This is a genomic window from Mesorhizobium sp. B283B1A (genome assembly GCF_020165735.1).
Lineage (GTDB): Bacteria > Pseudomonadota > Alphaproteobacteria > Rhizobiales > Rhizobiaceae > Mesorhizobium > Mesorhizobium opportunistum.
The window spans coordinates 1-15,439 of record NZ_JAIUIQ010000058.1 but is presented as its reverse complement, the minus strand read 5'-3'; the positions used below and the strand labels follow the sequence as shown (position 1 = coordinate 15,439).

Sequence of the window (15,439 nt, the reverse complement as noted above, 5' to 3'; positions counted from 1 at the left end):
TGGACCATCGGGTTTGGAAGGGCGGCCCAACAGCCGCCCTTTTCTTTTGCGCCGGCCTTTGCTGTATCGAAGGCAAATGAAAGGCCTGCGTAAAGAATGAGCAATATTGCGATCCGGCCGGCGACCTCGGCCGACCTCGACGCCATCACCGAAATCTATGCCGACGCGGTGACGAACGGCACGGCGAGCTACGAACTGGAGCCGCCCAGCCGCGCCGAAATGGGCAAGCGATTCGACACGCTGACGGCCGGCGGCTTCCCCTATCTGGTGGCGGAGAAGGATGGCGCCGTGCTCGGCTATGCCTATGCCGGCGCCTTCCGTCCGCGCCCGGCCTATCGCTTCGTCGTCGAGGATTCGGTCTATGTCGCGCCTGACGCCAAGGGCGGGGGCGTCGGCCTCAGGCTGATGCAAAGCCTGATCGCGGCGGTGGAGGCGGCGGGCTTCCGCCAGATCGTCGCGGTGATCGGCGACGGCCGTCCCGACAGCGCCTCGGTCAAGCTGCATGAAAGGCTCGGCTTCCGCCATTCGGGCCGCCTCGAGGGCTCCGGCTACAAGCACGGCCGCTGGCTGGACACGGTGTTCATGCAACTGACGCTGAATGGCGGCGCATCGCTCCCGCCCGCCGCTGATTCGTTGCCGGAGCGGAGGTTTCGCGAGGGCAGGGGGAATTGAGGAATTGGAGAACTGAGGAATTGGAGAATTGAAGAATTGAAGAATTGAAGAACAAAGAAGAAGGCGAATCATCAGGCGCTGAGTGCCTTTCCTCAGTTCCTCAGTTCCTCAGTTCCTCAGTTCCTCAGTTCCTCAATTCTCCAATTCCCCCTCAGGCCTCAACAACCTTCAGCTTGCTGTCGAACACGCCAAGCACGCGGCCGAGTTCCTGGCCGCGCTTGAGGATGCGGCCGCCGGCGGCGATGACGGCGAAGGCGCCCTGCTTGCGCGCCAGTTTCGGGTCCTTGACGATCTGGAAAAGCGGCACTTCGCTGGCGCGGCGGAAGACGGAAAACACAGCGCGATCCGTGAGATGGTCGATGGCGTAGTCGCGCCATTCATTGGCGGCGACCATCCGTCCGTAAAGCCTCAGGATCTGGTCGAGCTCGCGCCGCTCGAAGCGCACCGGCTGGTCGAGGCGCTCGCGTCGGGCCTCGTGCAGCGGGATCAATATTGCGGATGCGTCCCCATCCCCCATCCCGCCGCTGTCATCAGTCATGCCTCGATCCTTCGAAAATGAATCTTGCCAACCAAAGTTGGCCCCTTCGCCATCGAATTGCAAGAGCCGGCGAAGCAGCGCCAGCGACGCGCCGTTTCGGTCACGTCCAGTCACATTTGCGAACCGCATGTTGGAATTGGTGATGCTTCGCCACATTTCTGCCTTTTTTTATCCGCGCTCGTGCCCCAATCTCCGACGAATTTACCGGCGTTGCCTGAGACGGTTCGGTCCGGCACCGGCTCGTAAACCCCAAGCCCCCCGCCCACGGGTCTGCGTCGGATCGAACCAACCTCGGTTTTTCCTTGGAAAAGCCGGGTGCGACGATCCCAAAACCTAAATGACCGACGTCAGAAGCAAGCTGACGTCGGTTTTTTCATGCCCGCGTCGCCGCGACGGCGGATTTCCCCTATCGAGAGCCTTGTTTGCCGGCCGATGACGACAAGGCCGATCTGGCGCGAGCGCAAAAAGTTCGGAAGAAAAGACAATGCAAGCCAAGCACAATGGCGACGTGTCGTTCTGGTATGCCGATATAGGCGGCGTGCCGGCTTATCGCCCTGCGCTGCCCGGCGACATCGAGGCCGATATCTGCATCGTCGGCGCCGGCTACACCGGCTTGTGGACGGCCTATTACCTGAAGAAGGCGCAGCCCTCGCTGCGCATCGCCATCGTCGAGAAGGAGTTCGCCGGCTTCGGCGCCTCGGGCCGCAATGGCGGCTGGCTGTCGGGCGGGTTCAGCTGGTCGCGCGAGAAATATGCGGCGTCCTCGTCGCGTGGCGCTGTCATCGACATGCAGCGCGCCATGTTCGGCACCGTCGACGAAGTGATCTCGGTGACGCAGGCCGAGGGTATCGATGCCGATATCCGCCGCGTCGACAACATCACCGTGGCCACCAACACCGCGCAGCTGCAGCGCGCCAGGGCGGAATACGATGAGCTCCTGCACTGGGACATGCCACCGGAGAGGCTGGCCTTCCTGGACGCAAGGCAAGCGCGCGAGCGCATCGCCATCGACAAGGTGCTGGGCGGCTTCGTCGTCCGCAACGTCGCCCGCGTGCAGCCGGCCAAGCTGGTGCAGGGCCTGGCGGCGGCGGTCGTGCGATCAGGCGTTCCGATCTATGAGCAGACGCAGGTGCTGGCGATCGAAAAAGGCAAGGTGACCACCGATCGCGGCATCGTGCGCGCCGAAAAGATCGTGCGTGCCACGGAAGGATTCACGGCCGGCATTCCCGGCCTCAGGCGCCTCTGGCTGCCGTTGAACAGCGCCATCGTGGTGACCGAGCCGCTGCCGCAAAAGCTCTGGGACACGATCGGCTGGAGCGGCTACGAGGTGCTGGGCGATGCCGCGCACACCTATTGCTACGCGCAGCGTACGCGCGAAGGCCGGATCGCCATGGGCGGCCGTGGCGTGCCCTACCGTTTCGGCTCGCGCACAGACATGCGCGGCCAGACCCAGCAGGCGACCATCGACCAGCTGCACGAGATCCTGACCAGGCTGTTGCCGCAGACCAAGGGCGTGCGCCTCGACCACGCCTGGTGCGGTACGCTCGGCGTGCCGCGCGACTGGTGCACCACCTGCGGCTTCGATCGCGAGACCGGCATCGGCTGGGCCGGCGGCTATGTCGGGCTCGGCGTTTCCAGCTCGAACCTGTCGGGCCGCACCTTGCGCGACCTCGTGCTCGGCCACGACACCGAACTGACCCGGCTGCCCTGGGTCAACCGGACAGTCAAGAAATGGGAGCCGGAACCGCTGCGCTGGCTCGGTGTCCACTCCATGTACCAGCTCTCTCGCATCGCCGACCGGCGCGAGGCAAACGGTCTCGGCCGAACGTCCCGGCTCGCCGCTTTCGCGGATCGCCTGACTGGGCATTGAAGCCTTTTCAAGGCTTGTGGATGAAGGCTGCGCCGAGAATGGGGCCGGGCATGCCGTCCTTGCCGGCCGATTGCAAGAGCACGGCGCAGCCGCCCTTCTTGACGATCTCGCTTATCGGCAATTCATAGCGCTGCGCCTTGCCGTGCCACATGCCCGCGGTCTGGATGCCGGTAACCGCGTTCCAATAGGTCATCCTGCGGCCGGAATTCTCGCCCTGGGCGATCTTGATCGTTTGCGGCGGCTCGAAATAGACGATGACGACATGGGCATCGCTGGGGCCGGTGCCGGCATCGCCGGCATCGATGATCACGCGGTCGCTGGTCCGGCTGACCTTGATGGCCACGCGCATGCCTTCGCCGGATCTCGCCATGCGGGCGAGCGCGCCGTCGACCTCGGTGCGATTGGCGCCGTTGACATGGATGCGGCCATTGAGGACCGCCTGCGGCGTGTAGACGGAGCGGCTGCCGAAGGCGCGCATATAGTCGTACTGCCGCTCGGTGTTCTCCTTGCGGCTCAGCGTGTCCTTCCAGCCGAGATAGTCCCAGTAGTCGACGTGATAGGCGAGCGCGACAATGTCGTCCTTGGTGGCGAGTTCGGCGAAGAAGGCATCGGCCGGGGGACAGGAACTGCAGCCCTGGCTGGTGAACAGCTCGACCACGCCGAGCGGCTTGTCGGCCTGGGGTTCCGCATGCATTTTCTCGGATTCGCTGGCATGGCCAGCACCGGCAACCGCCGAGAAGGCCAGCGCAAGGGCTGCCAGCCACAGGGATCTTCGCGAGGCCATGACCATTCCAATTCCCGCCGGTGATGCCGGCTTTGTTCTGATTTGCTGAAATATGTGGCAGAAGCCGAAGTCAACGGGAAGTCACGTTGCGGTGAAATTTTGCCATTGCAGCCGCAGGTAAGGTCGCAATAGGAGTGGGCACTGCATTTCACTACGCGGTTCGATTCGGGCTGGGATCATCACCATGTGGCAAACTCTCCTGACCCCTGTCGATCTCTATTGCGAGCGGACCGGTCCTGGACTTTGGGCCGAGCCGACGAATGCTTTGAGCAACCTCGCCTTCATCGCGGCGGGATTATGGGGTGTGCTCGAAGTGCGGCGGCACAAAACCGGCACCTTCGCGCAAGTGCTGGCTTGGTGGGTGGTGGCGATCGGCATCGGCTCGACGATCTTCCATACCTTTGCCACCCGGGGCACGATCTGGGCCGATATCCTGCCGATCGCAAGCTTTACCCTGGCCTACACGCTGTTCAACCTGCGTCGTTTCCTCGGCATGGAGTGGGGCAAGGCGATCGCGGTCTTCGTCGTCTTCTACGCGGTTGCCGGGCTGATCACCTTCGCCGTGCCGGACTGGCTGCGCCAGGCATCGAACGGCACGACGGGCTATCTGCCGCCGTTCCTGGCGCTCGCCTTCTTCGGCGTCTGGGTAACGGTGAGCGGCAACCGCGCCGGCTGGTACAATCTGGCCGGTTCGGCGATCTTCGTGGTGTCCGTCATCTGCCGCATGATCGACCCGATGGTCTGCGGCAGCTTTCCGCTCGGCACGCATTTCCTGTGGCACATCTTCAACGGGCTGATGCTCGGCGTGTTGCTGGCGGCGGCGGCGCGGTATGGAGAATTAAGGGAATAGGGCAGTAGGGCAGTAGGGGAGTAGGGAAGAGAACCGAGCGGCGGGACGACTTTTCCCTACTGCCCTACTGCCCTACTCCCTTACTCCCTTACTCCCCTACTCCCTCGCCGCTACGCGGCTAGATCGCGCAGCACGTACTGCAAGATGCCGCCGTTCTTGAAGTAGTCGAGCTCGTCCAGCGTATCGATGCGGCAGATGATCGGCACGTTCTTCACCGTGCCGTCGCCATAAGTGATCTTGGCGTTCATCGTCTGGCGCGGCTTGATGGTGCTCAGGCCGTCGATCTCGACGACCTCGTCGCCCTTGAGGTTGAGCGAGGCCCAAGAGGTGCCTTCCTCGAAGACGAAGGGGATGACGCCCATACCGACCAGGTTCGAGCGGTGGATGCGCTCGAAGGACTGGGCAATGACGGCGCGGACGCCAAGCAGGTTCGTTCCCTTGGCCGCCCAGTCGCGCGACGAACCGTTGCCGTATTCTACGCCGGCGAAGATGACCAGCGGCACGCCTTCCTTCTTGTATTCCATCGCCGCGTCGTAGATCGATTCCTCTTCCTTCGACGGATAGTGGATGGTGTAGCCGCCCTCGCGGCCGTTCTCGCCCAGCATGTGGTTGCGGATGCGGATGTTGGCGAAGGTGCCGCGCATCATCACTTCATGATTGCCGCGGCGCGTGCCGTACTGGTTGAAGTCGGCGACGCCGACGCCGTGGTCGGTGAGGTATTTGCCGGCCGGCGACGCCGCCTTGATCGAGCCCGCCGGCGAGATGTGGTCGGTGGTGATCTTGTCGCCGAACAGGCCGAGCACGCGGGCGCCCTTGATGTCGCCGATCTTGCCGAAACCAGCGGTCATGCCGGCGAAATAGGGCGGGTTCTGCACATAGGTCGAGTTGTCGTCCCAGGCATAGGTCTGGCCTTCCGGCGCCTTGACGTTCTGCCAGTATTCGTCGCCCTTGAAGACGTCGGCATATTTGCGGGCGAACAGCTCGCGGGTGACGTTCTTCTCGATGAACTCCTGGATCTCGGTCGAGCTCGGCCAGATGTCCTTGAGGTAGACCGGATTGCCATTCTTGTCCTCGCCAAGCGGCTCGGTGGTCAGGTCCCTGGTGACGGTGCCGGCCAGCGCATGGGCGACGACCAGCGGCGGTGACGCCAGGTAGTTCGCCTGCACGTCGGGCGAGACGCGGCCTTCGAAATTGCGGTTGCCGGAGAGCACCGCGGCTGCAATCAAGCCCTTATCGTTGATGGTCTTGGAGATCGGCGCCGGCAGCGGGCCGGAATTGCCGATGCAGGTGGTGCAGCCGAAGCCGACAAGATTGAAGCCGATCTGGTCGAGCTCCTTCTGCAGGCCGGATTTCTCCAGATACTCGGCGACTACCTGGCTGCCGGGCGCCAGCGAGGTCTTCACCCACGGCTTCTGCTTGAGGCCGAGGCGGTTGGCGTTGCGCGCCAAAAGACCGGCGCCGATCAGCACGCTCGGGTTCGAGGTGTTGGTGCAGGACGTGATGGCGGCGATGACGACGTCGCCATGGCCGAGATCATGGTCGGTGCCTTCGACGGCATAGCGCTTGGAGATTTCGGCGGCCTTCTTGTATTCGGTCTCCATCGCCTTGGCGAAGCCGGCTGGAATGCCTTCAAGCGCGACGCGGCCTTCGGGGCGCTTGGGGCCGGCCATCGACGGCACGACGCTGCTCAGCTCGAGTTCGAGCAGGTCGGTGAAGACCGGGTCGGCCGAGCCGGCCTCGCGCCACATGCCTTGCGCCTTGGAATAGGCTTCCACCAGCGCGATGCGGCTTTCCTCGCGGCCGGACATGGTGAGGTAACGGATGGTCTCCGAATCGACCGGGAAGAAGCCGCAGGTGGCGCCATATTCGGGCGCCATGTTGCCGATGGTGGCGCGGTCGGCCAGCGTCATGTTGGACAGGCCCGGGCCGAAGAACTCGACGAACTTGCCGACGACGCCCTTCTTGCGCAGCATCTGGGTGACGGTGAGCACCAGGTCGGTGGCGGTGACGCCTTCCTTGAGCTTGCCGGTGAGGCGGAAGCCGATGACTTCGGGCAGCAGCATGGAGACCGGCTGGCCAAGCATGGCCGCCTCGGCCTCGATGCCGCCGACGCCCCAGCCTAGCACGCCAAGGCCGTTGATCATGGTGGTGTGCGAATCGGTGCCGACGCAGGTGTCGGGGTAAGCGGTGGTTTCGCCATCCTCGGTGTTGGTCCACACGACCTGGCCGAGATATTCGAGGTTGACCTGGTGGCAGATGCCGGTGCCGGGCGGCACGACGCGGAAGTTGCGGAACGCCTGCTGGCCCCATTTCAGGAACTTGTAGCGCTCCTCGTTGCGCTCGTATTCGAGCTCGACATTCCTGGCGAAGGCCATCGGCGTTCCGAACTCGTCGACGATGACGGAATGGTCGATGACGAGATCGACGGGCACCAGCGGGTTGATCTTCTGCGGGTCGCCACCGAGCGAAGCCATGGCGTCGCGCATGGCGGCCAGATCAACCACGGCGGGAACGCCGGTGAAATCCTGCATCAGCACGCGGGCCGGGCGGTAGGCAATCTCGACGCCGGCCGTGCCCTTGTCGGTCAGCCAGCCGGCGACCGCCTGGATACTGTCCTTTGTGACGGAGCGGCCGTCCTCGTTGCGCAGCAGGTTTTCGAGCAGCACCTTCATAGAATAGGGCAGCTGGGCGATGCCGGTGAGGCCGTTCTTCTCGGCCTCGACGAGGTCGAAATAGACATACTCGGCGCCGCCCGCGGTCAGGGTGCGGCGGCAGTTGAAGCTATCGAGGGATTTTGACACGTGCGATCCGTCCTTGTCTGTTCAGCCTGAAAGGGAACGGACGCCGATGGCATGCAATCACGCGCAAAGGTGCGGGTACGGCCATTTCCGCTGTCCGTTCCCAAGCAACCCGAGCCGTTCAAGGCGGCGCGTGCGCTGGTTCGGCGCAAATTCTGTTCCCGCGCCGACCGCTGGCACGGATGCACCGCATATAGAGAATTTTCTGGAATAGTTCTAGACAGTTGCGGAGCAAATTTGTGCGATGCGGCAGCGCTCGCGAAACATTGATTTCAGGGCAGGCGAGGGATGCGGCTGATCGCCGAAAATCTGGGCGGCGAACGCGGCGGCGAGACGGTGTTTTCCGGCGTCGGTTTTGCGCTCGACCAAGGCCAGGCGCTGGTCGTCACCGGGCCGAACGGATCGGGCAAATCGACCTTGCTCAGGATCGTCGCCGGGCTGTTGCCGGTGGCCGAAGGCCGGTTGCTGCTCGAAGGCGGCGGCGAGGCTTTTCCGTCCATTGCCTCGGCCTGTCATTACCTTGGCCACCAGAACGCGATGAAGCCGGCGCTGAGCGTGGCGGAAAACCTGCGCTTCTGGCGCGATTTCAACGGTGGCGGAGACGTCGGCGTCGACGAGGCGCTGGAGACCGTCGGGCTCGGCGGCATCGGCCATCTGCCGTTCGGCTATCTCTCGACAGGGCAAAGGCGGCGCGCGGCGATCGCCAAGCTTCTGGTCAGCCAGCGGCCGCTGTGGCTGCTCGATGAGCCGACGGCAGGGCTGGACAAGGCTTCGGAGGCGCGGTTTGCGGGGCTGATGGCGAGGCATTGTGCTGGGGGTGGGATGATTGTCGCGGCGACGCATCTGCCGTTGGGATTGGATGGGGCGACGGAATTGAGAATGGGGGAAGCCGGTTAATGTCGGTGTTCTACGGCGCCCCCCTCTGGCCTGCCGGCCATCTCCCCCACGAGGGGGGAGATTGGCAGCTTCGGCACCCCGCTTGTCTTTGCGATGCTAATGATTGGCGAAATCGCTGGCGACAGCCGATCTCCCCCCTCGTGGGGGAGATGTCCGGCAGGACAGAGGGGGGCGCGACAGAACGCCAGCCTCAACAAGGGACCACATCGTAATGTGGTCCCTCTTCGCCCGCGACATCCGCCTCAACATCCGCGCCGGCGGCGGCGCTTTGACCGGCGTTATCTTCTTCCTGGCCGTCATCGCCACCATTCCGTTCGGCGTTGGACCGGACCTGAAGCTGCTTTCCCGCATCGGCCCGGCGATATTGTGGATCGGGGCGCTGCTGTCCTGCCTGCTCGGGCTCGACCGGCTGTTCCAGGCCGATCGCGAGGATGGCTCGCTCGATCTCCTGGTGCTCGGCAACGACCGGCACATGCTGGCGCTGACGGTGCTGGTGAAATGCCTGGCGCATTGGGCTGGCAGCGTGCTGCCGCTGGTGGTCGCGGCTCCCTTGCTCGGCCTGTTCATGAACATGGAGCCGCTGGCGATAGGCGCCACGGCGCTGACGCTGCTGGTCGGCACGCCGGCGATCACCTTCATCGGTGCCGCCGGGGCGGCGGTGGCGGTGGCGCTGCCGCGCGGCGGGCTCTTGATCTCGGTGCTGGTGCTGCCGCTGACGATTCCGGTGCTGATCTTCGGTGTTTCGGCGAGCTATGGCGCCACCGCCAATCCCGATCCGTTTTTGCAACCCTTCCTCATTCTTGCCGCGCTGACACTGTTTCTTGCCGTGCTGGGACCAGTGTCGGCGGCGCTGGCCTTGCGCCACGGTACGGATTGATGCGGCAGTACAAGCCTGCTGAACACCGTGGGCCTGAGGACTGCGGCGCGGCGTCCGATTGCGAAGCTGCCGATGCGCGGCTAAGGGGAAGCATGATCGAACGACGGTTGAATGGAGACGCTGGAATGGAGCGGACCGCATGAGTGCGCATGCGCTCTATGTCACCGCGGCCTATGCCATCACCGCGTTGGTCCTGGCCGGGCTGATCGGCTGGATCCTGCTTGACCAGCGGGCGCGCAAGCGCGAACTCGCCGAACTCGAAGCGGCTGGCGTGAAGCGCCGCTCCGACAAGACGGGCGCGGCAAAGCCGTGAGTAGCGAAAGCGAAACACCGTCACGCAGCCGGCGCCTGTTCGTGCTCTTGCCGCTGCTGGTCTTCCTCGGTCTGGCAGGACTGTTCCTGTCGCAGCTATTGTCGGGGCGCGATATTTCGGAAGTGCCGTCGGCGCTGATCGGCCTGCCGGCGCCGCAGACCAACCTGCCGGCGCTGGAAGGATCGAACCTGCCGGGGCTCGATTCCAAAACCTTCGTCGGCAAGGTCACCCTGGTCAACGTCTTTGCGTCGTGGTGCGCGCCATGCCGCGAAGAGCATCCGGTGCTTCTGGCGCTGTCGCAGGACAAGCGGTTCGTGATGGCGGCGCTGAACTACAAGGACCGGCCGGAGAACGCCCGACGGTTCCTCGGCGATCTTGGCAATCCGTTCCAGGCCATCGGTGTCGACGAAGCCGGCCGTGCGGCGATCGACTGGGGTGTCTATGGCGTGCCGGAAACCTTCGTCATCGGCAAGGACGGCAAGATCGCCTACAAGCATGTCGGCCCGCTGACGGCGGAGACGGCTAGGGATTTGTTGCTGCCACAGATCGACAAGGCACTGGCGGCGCATTGATATTCAGGTGATGCCGGCCTGCAAACGGCGGCTTCCTGCGCTTCCGGTGCTCACGTACGAAAAGTACGCTCCGCTCCGGTTCTCAGAATCCACCGTTTTCGTCTCGGCCTGACCTGAATCTCAACGCGCCGGGGTGGCGCAAGGTCAAGAACTCAGCCGTAGATCTGCTTGTGGATCTGGTAGAGCATTTCCGAGCGATCGGCGCGCATGTCGGCGAGGTCGCGGCTGGAAAAGCTGTCGATTTCGGCGACGAGGCGATTGTAGTGCTTGCGCTTGGCGATGCTGGTGCGAGCGCGGGTCATGAGATCGTTGAAGATCATAGCAAGGGTCCTTCTGTGCCGCATTCCGGCGGCGGGTTCTTCCTCCCTTGGCAGTACGGAACATGACATAGTATTGGTGCGTTGCAAAAAGAAGATGTTGCAATGCACCATTGCGCGCAGTGCATAGCCGGTTAATCGGGTCCTAAAGCGCGTTCGGGTCGCCGGCGTGTGCCGAGCCGGGGTCGACCGGCCGCTTCCTCTCCGTTTTGTCATACAAATTGCAGGCGTCCCGTCTTGCCATAACGATCGCGGGCTGGCTTGATCCGGCGTCACGTGATGCCGGGAGGAAATGCATGGCGGCCGCAGACTATTACGAAATTCTCGATCCGCGCTTCGCGCGCCTGTTCAACGGCAACGCGCAGGTGGAAAAGCTGTTCACCGGATGCCGCTGGGCGGAAGGACCGGCCTGGTTCGCCGCCGGTCGTTACGTCGTCTGGTCCGACATTCCGAACAACCGCATGCTGCGCTACGACGAGACGGACGGCAGCGTCAGCGTCTTCCGGCAGCCGTCGGGCAATTCGAACGGCAACACCGTCGACCGGCAGGGCCGGCTGGTGACGTGCGAGCACTCCGGCCGCCGCGTCAGCCGTACCGAGCATGACGGCTCGGTCACCACGATCGCCGCCAAATGGAAGGGCAAGCGGCTGAACTCGCCCAATGACGCGGTGGTGAAGTCCGACGGTTCGATCTGGTTCACCGATCCGACCTACGGCATCGACACCGACTATGAGGGCGACAAGGCCGAGAGCGAGATTGGTGCCTGCCACGTCTACCGGGTCGATCCCGATACCGGCGAGATCGAGGCGGTCATCACCGATATGGTCAGACCCAACGGGCTCGCCTTTTCGCTGGACGAGAGCCTGCTCTATGTCGTCGACACCGGCCGCACGCATGGCGCCGAGAACCCGGCGCATATGCGGGTCTTCAATGTCGGCAAGCACGGGAAGAAAGTGTCGGGCGGCAAGGTCTTCGCCGACTGCACGGCCGGCCTGTTCGACGGTTTCCGACTCGACGCGGACGGGCGCATCTGGACCAGCGCCGCCGACGGCATCCATTGCTACGATCCGGACGGCACGCTGATCGGCAAGGTCAAGGTGCCGGAGGTGACCGCCAATTGCGTGTTCGGCGGCAACAAGCTGAACTGCCTCTACATCGCCGGCACCACCTCGCTCTACATGGTGCGGCTGATGGTGAACGGAGCCAAGACTTTTTGAGTGAGACCGTTTGGAAATTCTACTCTGACGGCCATCTGAAGGCGTTTTCTGCGCTTCCGGTGCTCACGTACCCAAAAGTACGCTCCGCTCCGGTTCTCGAAACCACCATCATATGACTCGCCAGAGCGAATTTCGAAACGGTCTCTCAACGGCGTTAGCCATTTGAAGGGGAGGACGTCATGCCATTCGTCAACATCCGCATCGTCAAGGAAGTGATCGCCGCCGATCCGGCAGGCAAGAAGGCTGACATCGCCAAAAAAGTCACGGCCGCCATCATCGACGCCACCGGGCTCGGCAATGACGATGTCTGGGTGGTCTTCGAAGAGGTCAACGCCCGCGACTGGTATGTCGGCAAGACCGATGTGGAGACGTTGAGAGGGAAGAAGTAGGCGCCCCTCTCTTCCTTCTCCCCCTGCGGGAGAAGGTGGCCTCGCGAAGCGAGGTCGGATGAGGGGTGTTCCAGCTTGGCGATACGTCAACAATCGCCAGGTTTGAACCAGAAAAACCAACGCCTCACTCCGCTGGAACACCCCTCATCCGTCTCGGCGCTGCGCGCCGATCCACCTTCTCCCACAAGGGGGAGAAGGCAAAGGCGCCGCCGCTCAGCGCGTGCGGATGAACTCGGCGAAAGCAGCCAGCGCGTCGCGTATCGCCAGCACGTTCACCGGCTCAGCCAAGATAGCCTCTACCTCCGGCGGCTTCTTCCCCAGCAGGGCAATCTCCAGTCCGCCGTCGTAAAGCGCGAACGACATGGTGCGCATGATCTCGGCCAGGGCGGCGCGGGCGTAGAGCGAGCGCGGCGAGGCGTGCGCCAGCATGGCTGGCTTGGCGACGGCCGCGTCGCGCGACACCAGCCAGTCGAGCGCGTTCTTCAGCCCGCCCGGCACGCCATGGGCATATTCGGGACAAGAGATGATGACGCCGTCGGCACGGGTGACGGCGTCGATCAGCTCGGAGGCTGCGCGCGGCGTGCGCTCGTCCTCGTCGTCGGGGTTGAAGATCGGCAAGCGGCCAAGCCCGTCATAGACGGTGACGCGGCAGCCTGAAGGCGCGGTGCGCACCAGTGCTTCGACCAAGGCCGAATTGGTGGAGGCCGCCCGCAGGCTGCCGGAAATGGCGAGGATGTTCAGCACAGTCGGTGAGGCCAGTTCGGACGAATCGTGTCCGGAAAAGCCTACCACATGGACTGCTTGTATTCGTCGTCCAGCCAGCGGTCGGTCGCCTCGGCCGAATCGGCTAGTGCCAGCTGGTCGCGCAAGATCTGGCCGAGTGTCGGCAGCGTCGCGCGGTCGTACCAGGTCTCCGGCTTCCACAGGTCGGAGCGCATGAAGGCCTTGGCGCAATGCATGTAGGTGGCCTTGACGGTGACGACGATGACGCTTTGCGGCTCCTTGCCATCGACGGAAAGGCGCTCGCGCAAACCCGCGTCGACGGTGATGCGGGCATCGCCATTGACGCGCAGCGTCTCATTCATGCCGGGAATGAGGAAAAGCAGCCCGACCGAGGGATTGCGCAGGATGTTTTCCAGCGTGTCCAGCCGGTTGTTGCCGGGCCGGTCTGGAATGGCGATGGTCCTGTCGTCGAGAACGACGGCGAAGCCCGGTTTGTCGCCCTTCGGCGTTACGTCGGAATTGCCTTCGCCATCGGAGGAGCCGATCAGCACGAACGGGCTCTTGCCGATGAAGGAACGGCAATGGCCGTCGAGCGCCTTCAATTCCTTGCGAATCGAACCATCGGTCGGCCGCGGCGTCTTGTAGATGGTCCGCAGTTCCGCGCGCGTGCTGACGAATTCCATGACCCTTTCTCCCATTTGGTTCTTGAGGCAATTCACTAGGGAAGGCGTTACGCGCTTTTCCTGGAATTGCTCTACTTGCCGGCCTTTTCTTCCCCGCCGGCCTTCTGTTCTCCACTTGCCTTGTCGTCCAGCGAATGGCGCAGGATCAGCGGCATTTGGCTGAAGGTGAACAGAAGCGTGATCGGCATGATGCCCCAGACCTTGAAGGTAACCCAGGCATCGGTGGAAAAATTGCGCCACACCACTTCATTGACGATGGCCAGGAACAGGAAGAACAGGCCCCAGCGGAAAGTGAGCTTGCGCCAGCCTTCGGCGTCGAGCTTGAAGGCGGATTCGAAGACATAGCCGAGCAGCGACCGGCCGAAGAACAGGCCGCCGAGCAGCACGCCGCCGAACAGCGTGTTGACGATGGTCGGCTTCATCTTGATGAAGATGTCGTCCTGCAGATAGAGCGTCAGCGCGCCGAAGATGAAGACGACGACGCCGGACACCAACGGCATGATCGGCAAGCTGCGAATAAGCAGCCAGGACACCACCAGCGCGATGGCCGTGGCGGCCATGAAGAGACCGGTGGCGACGAAGATCGGGCCGCCGAACTCGGCCAGCACCGGGAATTTCTCCACCAGCCATGGGCCGCGCGCATTGGCGAAGAAGAAGACCAGCAAGGGACCCAGCTCCAGCACCAGCTTGAGCACGGGATTGACGCCTTCCTTCTTCTCTTTCTGCGGGTCGGACGGGTCGCGTTCGAGAATGGGTGGGTTCATGATCTTCCTTCTTACGCACGATCCCGTTCAAAAATTTTCGGGATCATGCCGCTACGCCACTCCAGCGATCGCCCTGGCGAATTCGCTTGCCGAGAAAGGTTCGAGGTCGTCGACCTGTTCGCCGACGCCGATGAAATAGACCGGCAATTTGTGCTTCGCCGCGATCGCCACCAGAATACCGCCGCGCGCCGTGCCGTCCAGCTTGGTCATCACCAGTCCGTTGACGCCGGCGACATTGCGGAAGATCTCGACCTGGTTGAGCGCGTTCTGGCCGGTGGTGGCGTCGACGGTTTGCAGCACGGTGTGCGGCGCTTCCGGATCGAGCTTGCCGAGCACGCGGACGATCTTTTCCAGTTCCGCCATCAGCTCGGTCTTGTTCTGCAGGCGGCCGGCGGTGTCGATGATCAGCACGTCGGACCCGGCTTCCTTCGCCCGCTCGAAAGCATCGTATGCGAGGCCGGCGGCATCGGCGCCGAGTTTGGAGGCGATGACCGGCGAGTTCGTGCGCTCGCCCCAGATCTTGAGCTGTTCGATCGCGGCAGCGCGGAAAGTGTCGCCGGCGGCGAGCATAACCGACAGGCCGCCGTCGGTCAGCTTGGCGGCGAGCTTGCCGATGGTCGTGGTCTTGCCAGTGCCGTTGACGCCGACCACCAGGATGACATGCGGCTTGTGCGAGAGGTCGAGCTCCAGCGGCATGGCGACGTGGGTCAGCACCTTCTCCACCTCGGCCGCCATGATGGCGCGCACTTCGGTGTCGGAGACGTCCTTGCCGTAGCGGCTGGAGGCCAGAGCATCGGTGACGCGCAAGGCCGTCTCCATGCCGAGGTCGGCGCGGATCAGCACGTCCTCCAGATCCTGCAGCGTCTCCTCGTCCAGCTTGCGCTTGGTGAAGACGCCGGCGATGTTGCCGGTGAGCTCGCGCGAGGAGCGGGCAAGCCCGTCGCGCATGCGCTGGAACCAGGAGCGCCTCGGCGCCGGCTCCGGCGCCTTCACCGGTTCGGCCTTCTGCTCGACCTTCTTGGTGACGGTCACTTTACCCGGGGCGGATTTGGGCTCCGGTGGTGGCTGGACGGGCTGCGCCTCGACCGGTGCAGATATAGCGTCGGGCGGCGTGCGCTTTACCTCCCCCTCGATGGGGGAGGTCCCGAGCGCCGCGCGGGGGTGGGGGTGACTGG

At 63.7% G+C, this 15,439-nt stretch carries 17 protein-coding genes; 9 read left to right on the top strand and 8 right to left on the bottom strand.

What is annotated here, in order from left to right:
• Positions 1-96 precede the first annotated feature (96 nt).
• The gene (locus LB577_RS30205) at positions 97-672 is read left to right on the top strand and encodes a GNAT family N-acetyltransferase (RefSeq protein ID WP_224690086.1); all 576 of its coding nucleotides are present in this window, start codon (positions 97-99) and stop codon (positions 670-672) included.
• Between the two features lie 151 nt (positions 673-823).
• Here LB577_RS30205 and LB577_RS30200 read toward each other — a convergent pair whose 3' ends face one another.
• The gene (locus tag LB577_RS30200; protein WP_013892225.1) at positions 824-1,210 is read right to left on the bottom strand and encodes a DUF2794 domain-containing protein; all 387 of its coding nucleotides are present in this window, start codon (positions 1,208-1,210) and stop codon (positions 824-826) included.
• 484 nt (positions 1,211-1,694) lie between these two features.
• On the opposite strand from LB577_RS30200, the gene LB577_RS30195 reads away from it, so the two are divergent.
• Entirely contained in the window at positions 1,695-3,080 is a 1,386-nt protein-coding gene (locus LB577_RS30195) for an NAD(P)/FAD-dependent oxidoreductase (protein WP_224690085.1), read from the top strand.
• 7 nt (positions 3,081-3,087) lie between these two features.
• Here the strand turns inward: LB577_RS30195 and LB577_RS30190 are convergent, their stop codons facing one another.
• A complete protein-coding gene (locus tag LB577_RS30190) occupies positions 3,088-3,870 on the bottom strand; it encodes a DUF1223 domain-containing protein (RefSeq protein ID WP_224690084.1) in 783 nt (260 codons plus the stop codon).
• A 178-nt stretch (positions 3,871-4,048) separates the two neighbouring features.
• Here LB577_RS30190 and LB577_RS30185 point away from each other — a divergent pair, with 178 nt between their 5' ends.
• On the top strand, positions 4,049-4,714 hold the full coding sequence (locus tag LB577_RS30185; protein WP_224690083.1) for a ceramidase domain-containing protein: 666 nt from the start codon (positions 4,049-4,051) through the stop codon (positions 4,712-4,714).
• A 110-nt stretch (positions 4,715-4,824) separates the two neighbouring features.
• Here the strand turns inward: LB577_RS30185 and acnA are convergent, their stop codons facing one another.
• Positions 4,825-7,515: an aconitate hydratase AcnA gene (acnA, locus tag LB577_RS30180; RefSeq protein WP_224690082.1), complete on the bottom strand. Its 2,691-nt coding sequence runs from the start codon at positions 7,513-7,515 to the stop codon at positions 4,825-4,827.
• 285 nt (positions 7,516-7,800) lie between these two features.
• Between acnA and ccmA the strand changes: the two genes are divergently transcribed.
• The 4 genes from ccmA (at position 7,801) to LB577_RS30160 (ending at position 10,171) form a co-directional block, all read left to right on the top strand.
• Complete coding sequence (ccmA, locus tag LB577_RS30175; protein ID WP_224690081.1) at positions 7,801-8,409, top strand: heme ABC exporter ATP-binding protein CcmA; 609 nt, start codon at positions 7,801-7,803, stop codon at positions 8,407-8,409.
• 211 nt (positions 8,410-8,620) lie between these two features.
• Complete coding sequence (gene ccmB, locus LB577_RS30170) at positions 8,621-9,286, top strand: heme exporter protein CcmB (protein ID WP_224690080.1); 666 nt, start codon at positions 8,621-8,623, stop codon at positions 9,284-9,286.
• Positions 9,287-9,425: 139 nt separating this feature from the next.
• The gene (ccmD, locus tag LB577_RS30165) at positions 9,426-9,599 is read left to right on the top strand and encodes a heme exporter protein CcmD (protein ID WP_224690079.1); all 174 of its coding nucleotides are present in this window, start codon (positions 9,426-9,428) and stop codon (positions 9,597-9,599) included.
• Complete coding sequence (locus LB577_RS30160) at positions 9,596-10,171, top strand: DsbE family thiol:disulfide interchange protein (RefSeq protein WP_224690078.1); 576 nt, start codon at positions 9,596-9,598, stop codon at positions 10,169-10,171. The genes ccmD and LB577_RS30160 overlap by 4 nt, the downstream gene beginning before the upstream one ends.
• 152 nt (positions 10,172-10,323) lie before the next feature.
• Here the strand turns inward: LB577_RS30160 and LB577_RS30155 are convergent, their stop codons facing one another.
• Positions 10,324-10,491 (bottom strand): hypothetical protein, encoded by a 168-nt coding sequence (locus LB577_RS30155; protein ID WP_013892234.1) that lies wholly within the window; start codon positions 10,489-10,491, stop codon positions 10,324-10,326.
• A 293-nt stretch (positions 10,492-10,784) separates the two neighbouring features.
• Between LB577_RS30155 and LB577_RS30150 the strand changes: the two genes are divergently transcribed.
• Together LB577_RS30150 and LB577_RS30145 are read left to right on the top strand one after the other, a co-directional pair.
• Complete coding sequence (locus LB577_RS30150) at positions 10,785-11,705, top strand: SMP-30/gluconolactonase/LRE family protein (protein WP_013892235.1); 921 nt, start codon at positions 10,785-10,787, stop codon at positions 11,703-11,705.
• A gap of 179 nt (positions 11,706-11,884) precedes the next feature.
• A complete protein-coding gene (locus tag LB577_RS30145) occupies positions 11,885-12,094 on the top strand; it encodes a tautomerase family protein (protein ID WP_224690077.1) in 210 nt (69 codons plus the stop codon).
• Between the two features lie 213 nt (positions 12,095-12,307).
• Here LB577_RS30145 and LB577_RS30140 read toward each other — a convergent pair whose 3' ends face one another.
• The 4 genes from LB577_RS30140 to ftsY all read right to left on the bottom strand — a co-directional run.
• A complete protein-coding gene (locus tag LB577_RS30140) occupies positions 12,308-12,838 on the bottom strand; it encodes an NADPH-dependent FMN reductase (protein ID WP_224690097.1) in 531 nt (176 codons plus the stop codon).
• Positions 12,839-12,879: 41 nt separating this feature from the next.
• Positions 12,880-13,500: a pyridoxamine 5'-phosphate oxidase family protein gene (locus LB577_RS30135; RefSeq protein ID WP_023768425.1), complete on the bottom strand. Its 621-nt coding sequence runs from the start codon at positions 13,498-13,500 to the stop codon at positions 12,880-12,882.
• A 71-nt stretch (positions 13,501-13,571) separates the two neighbouring features.
• Entirely contained in the window at positions 13,572-14,264 is a 693-nt protein-coding gene (locus LB577_RS30130; RefSeq protein ID WP_224690076.1) for a septation protein A, read from the bottom strand.
• A 51-nt stretch (positions 14,265-14,315) separates the two neighbouring features.
• On the bottom strand, positions 14,316-15,439 hold a 1,124-nt coding region (gene ftsY / locus LB577_RS30125; protein WP_224690075.1), incomplete at its 5' end, for a signal recognition particle-docking protein FtsY.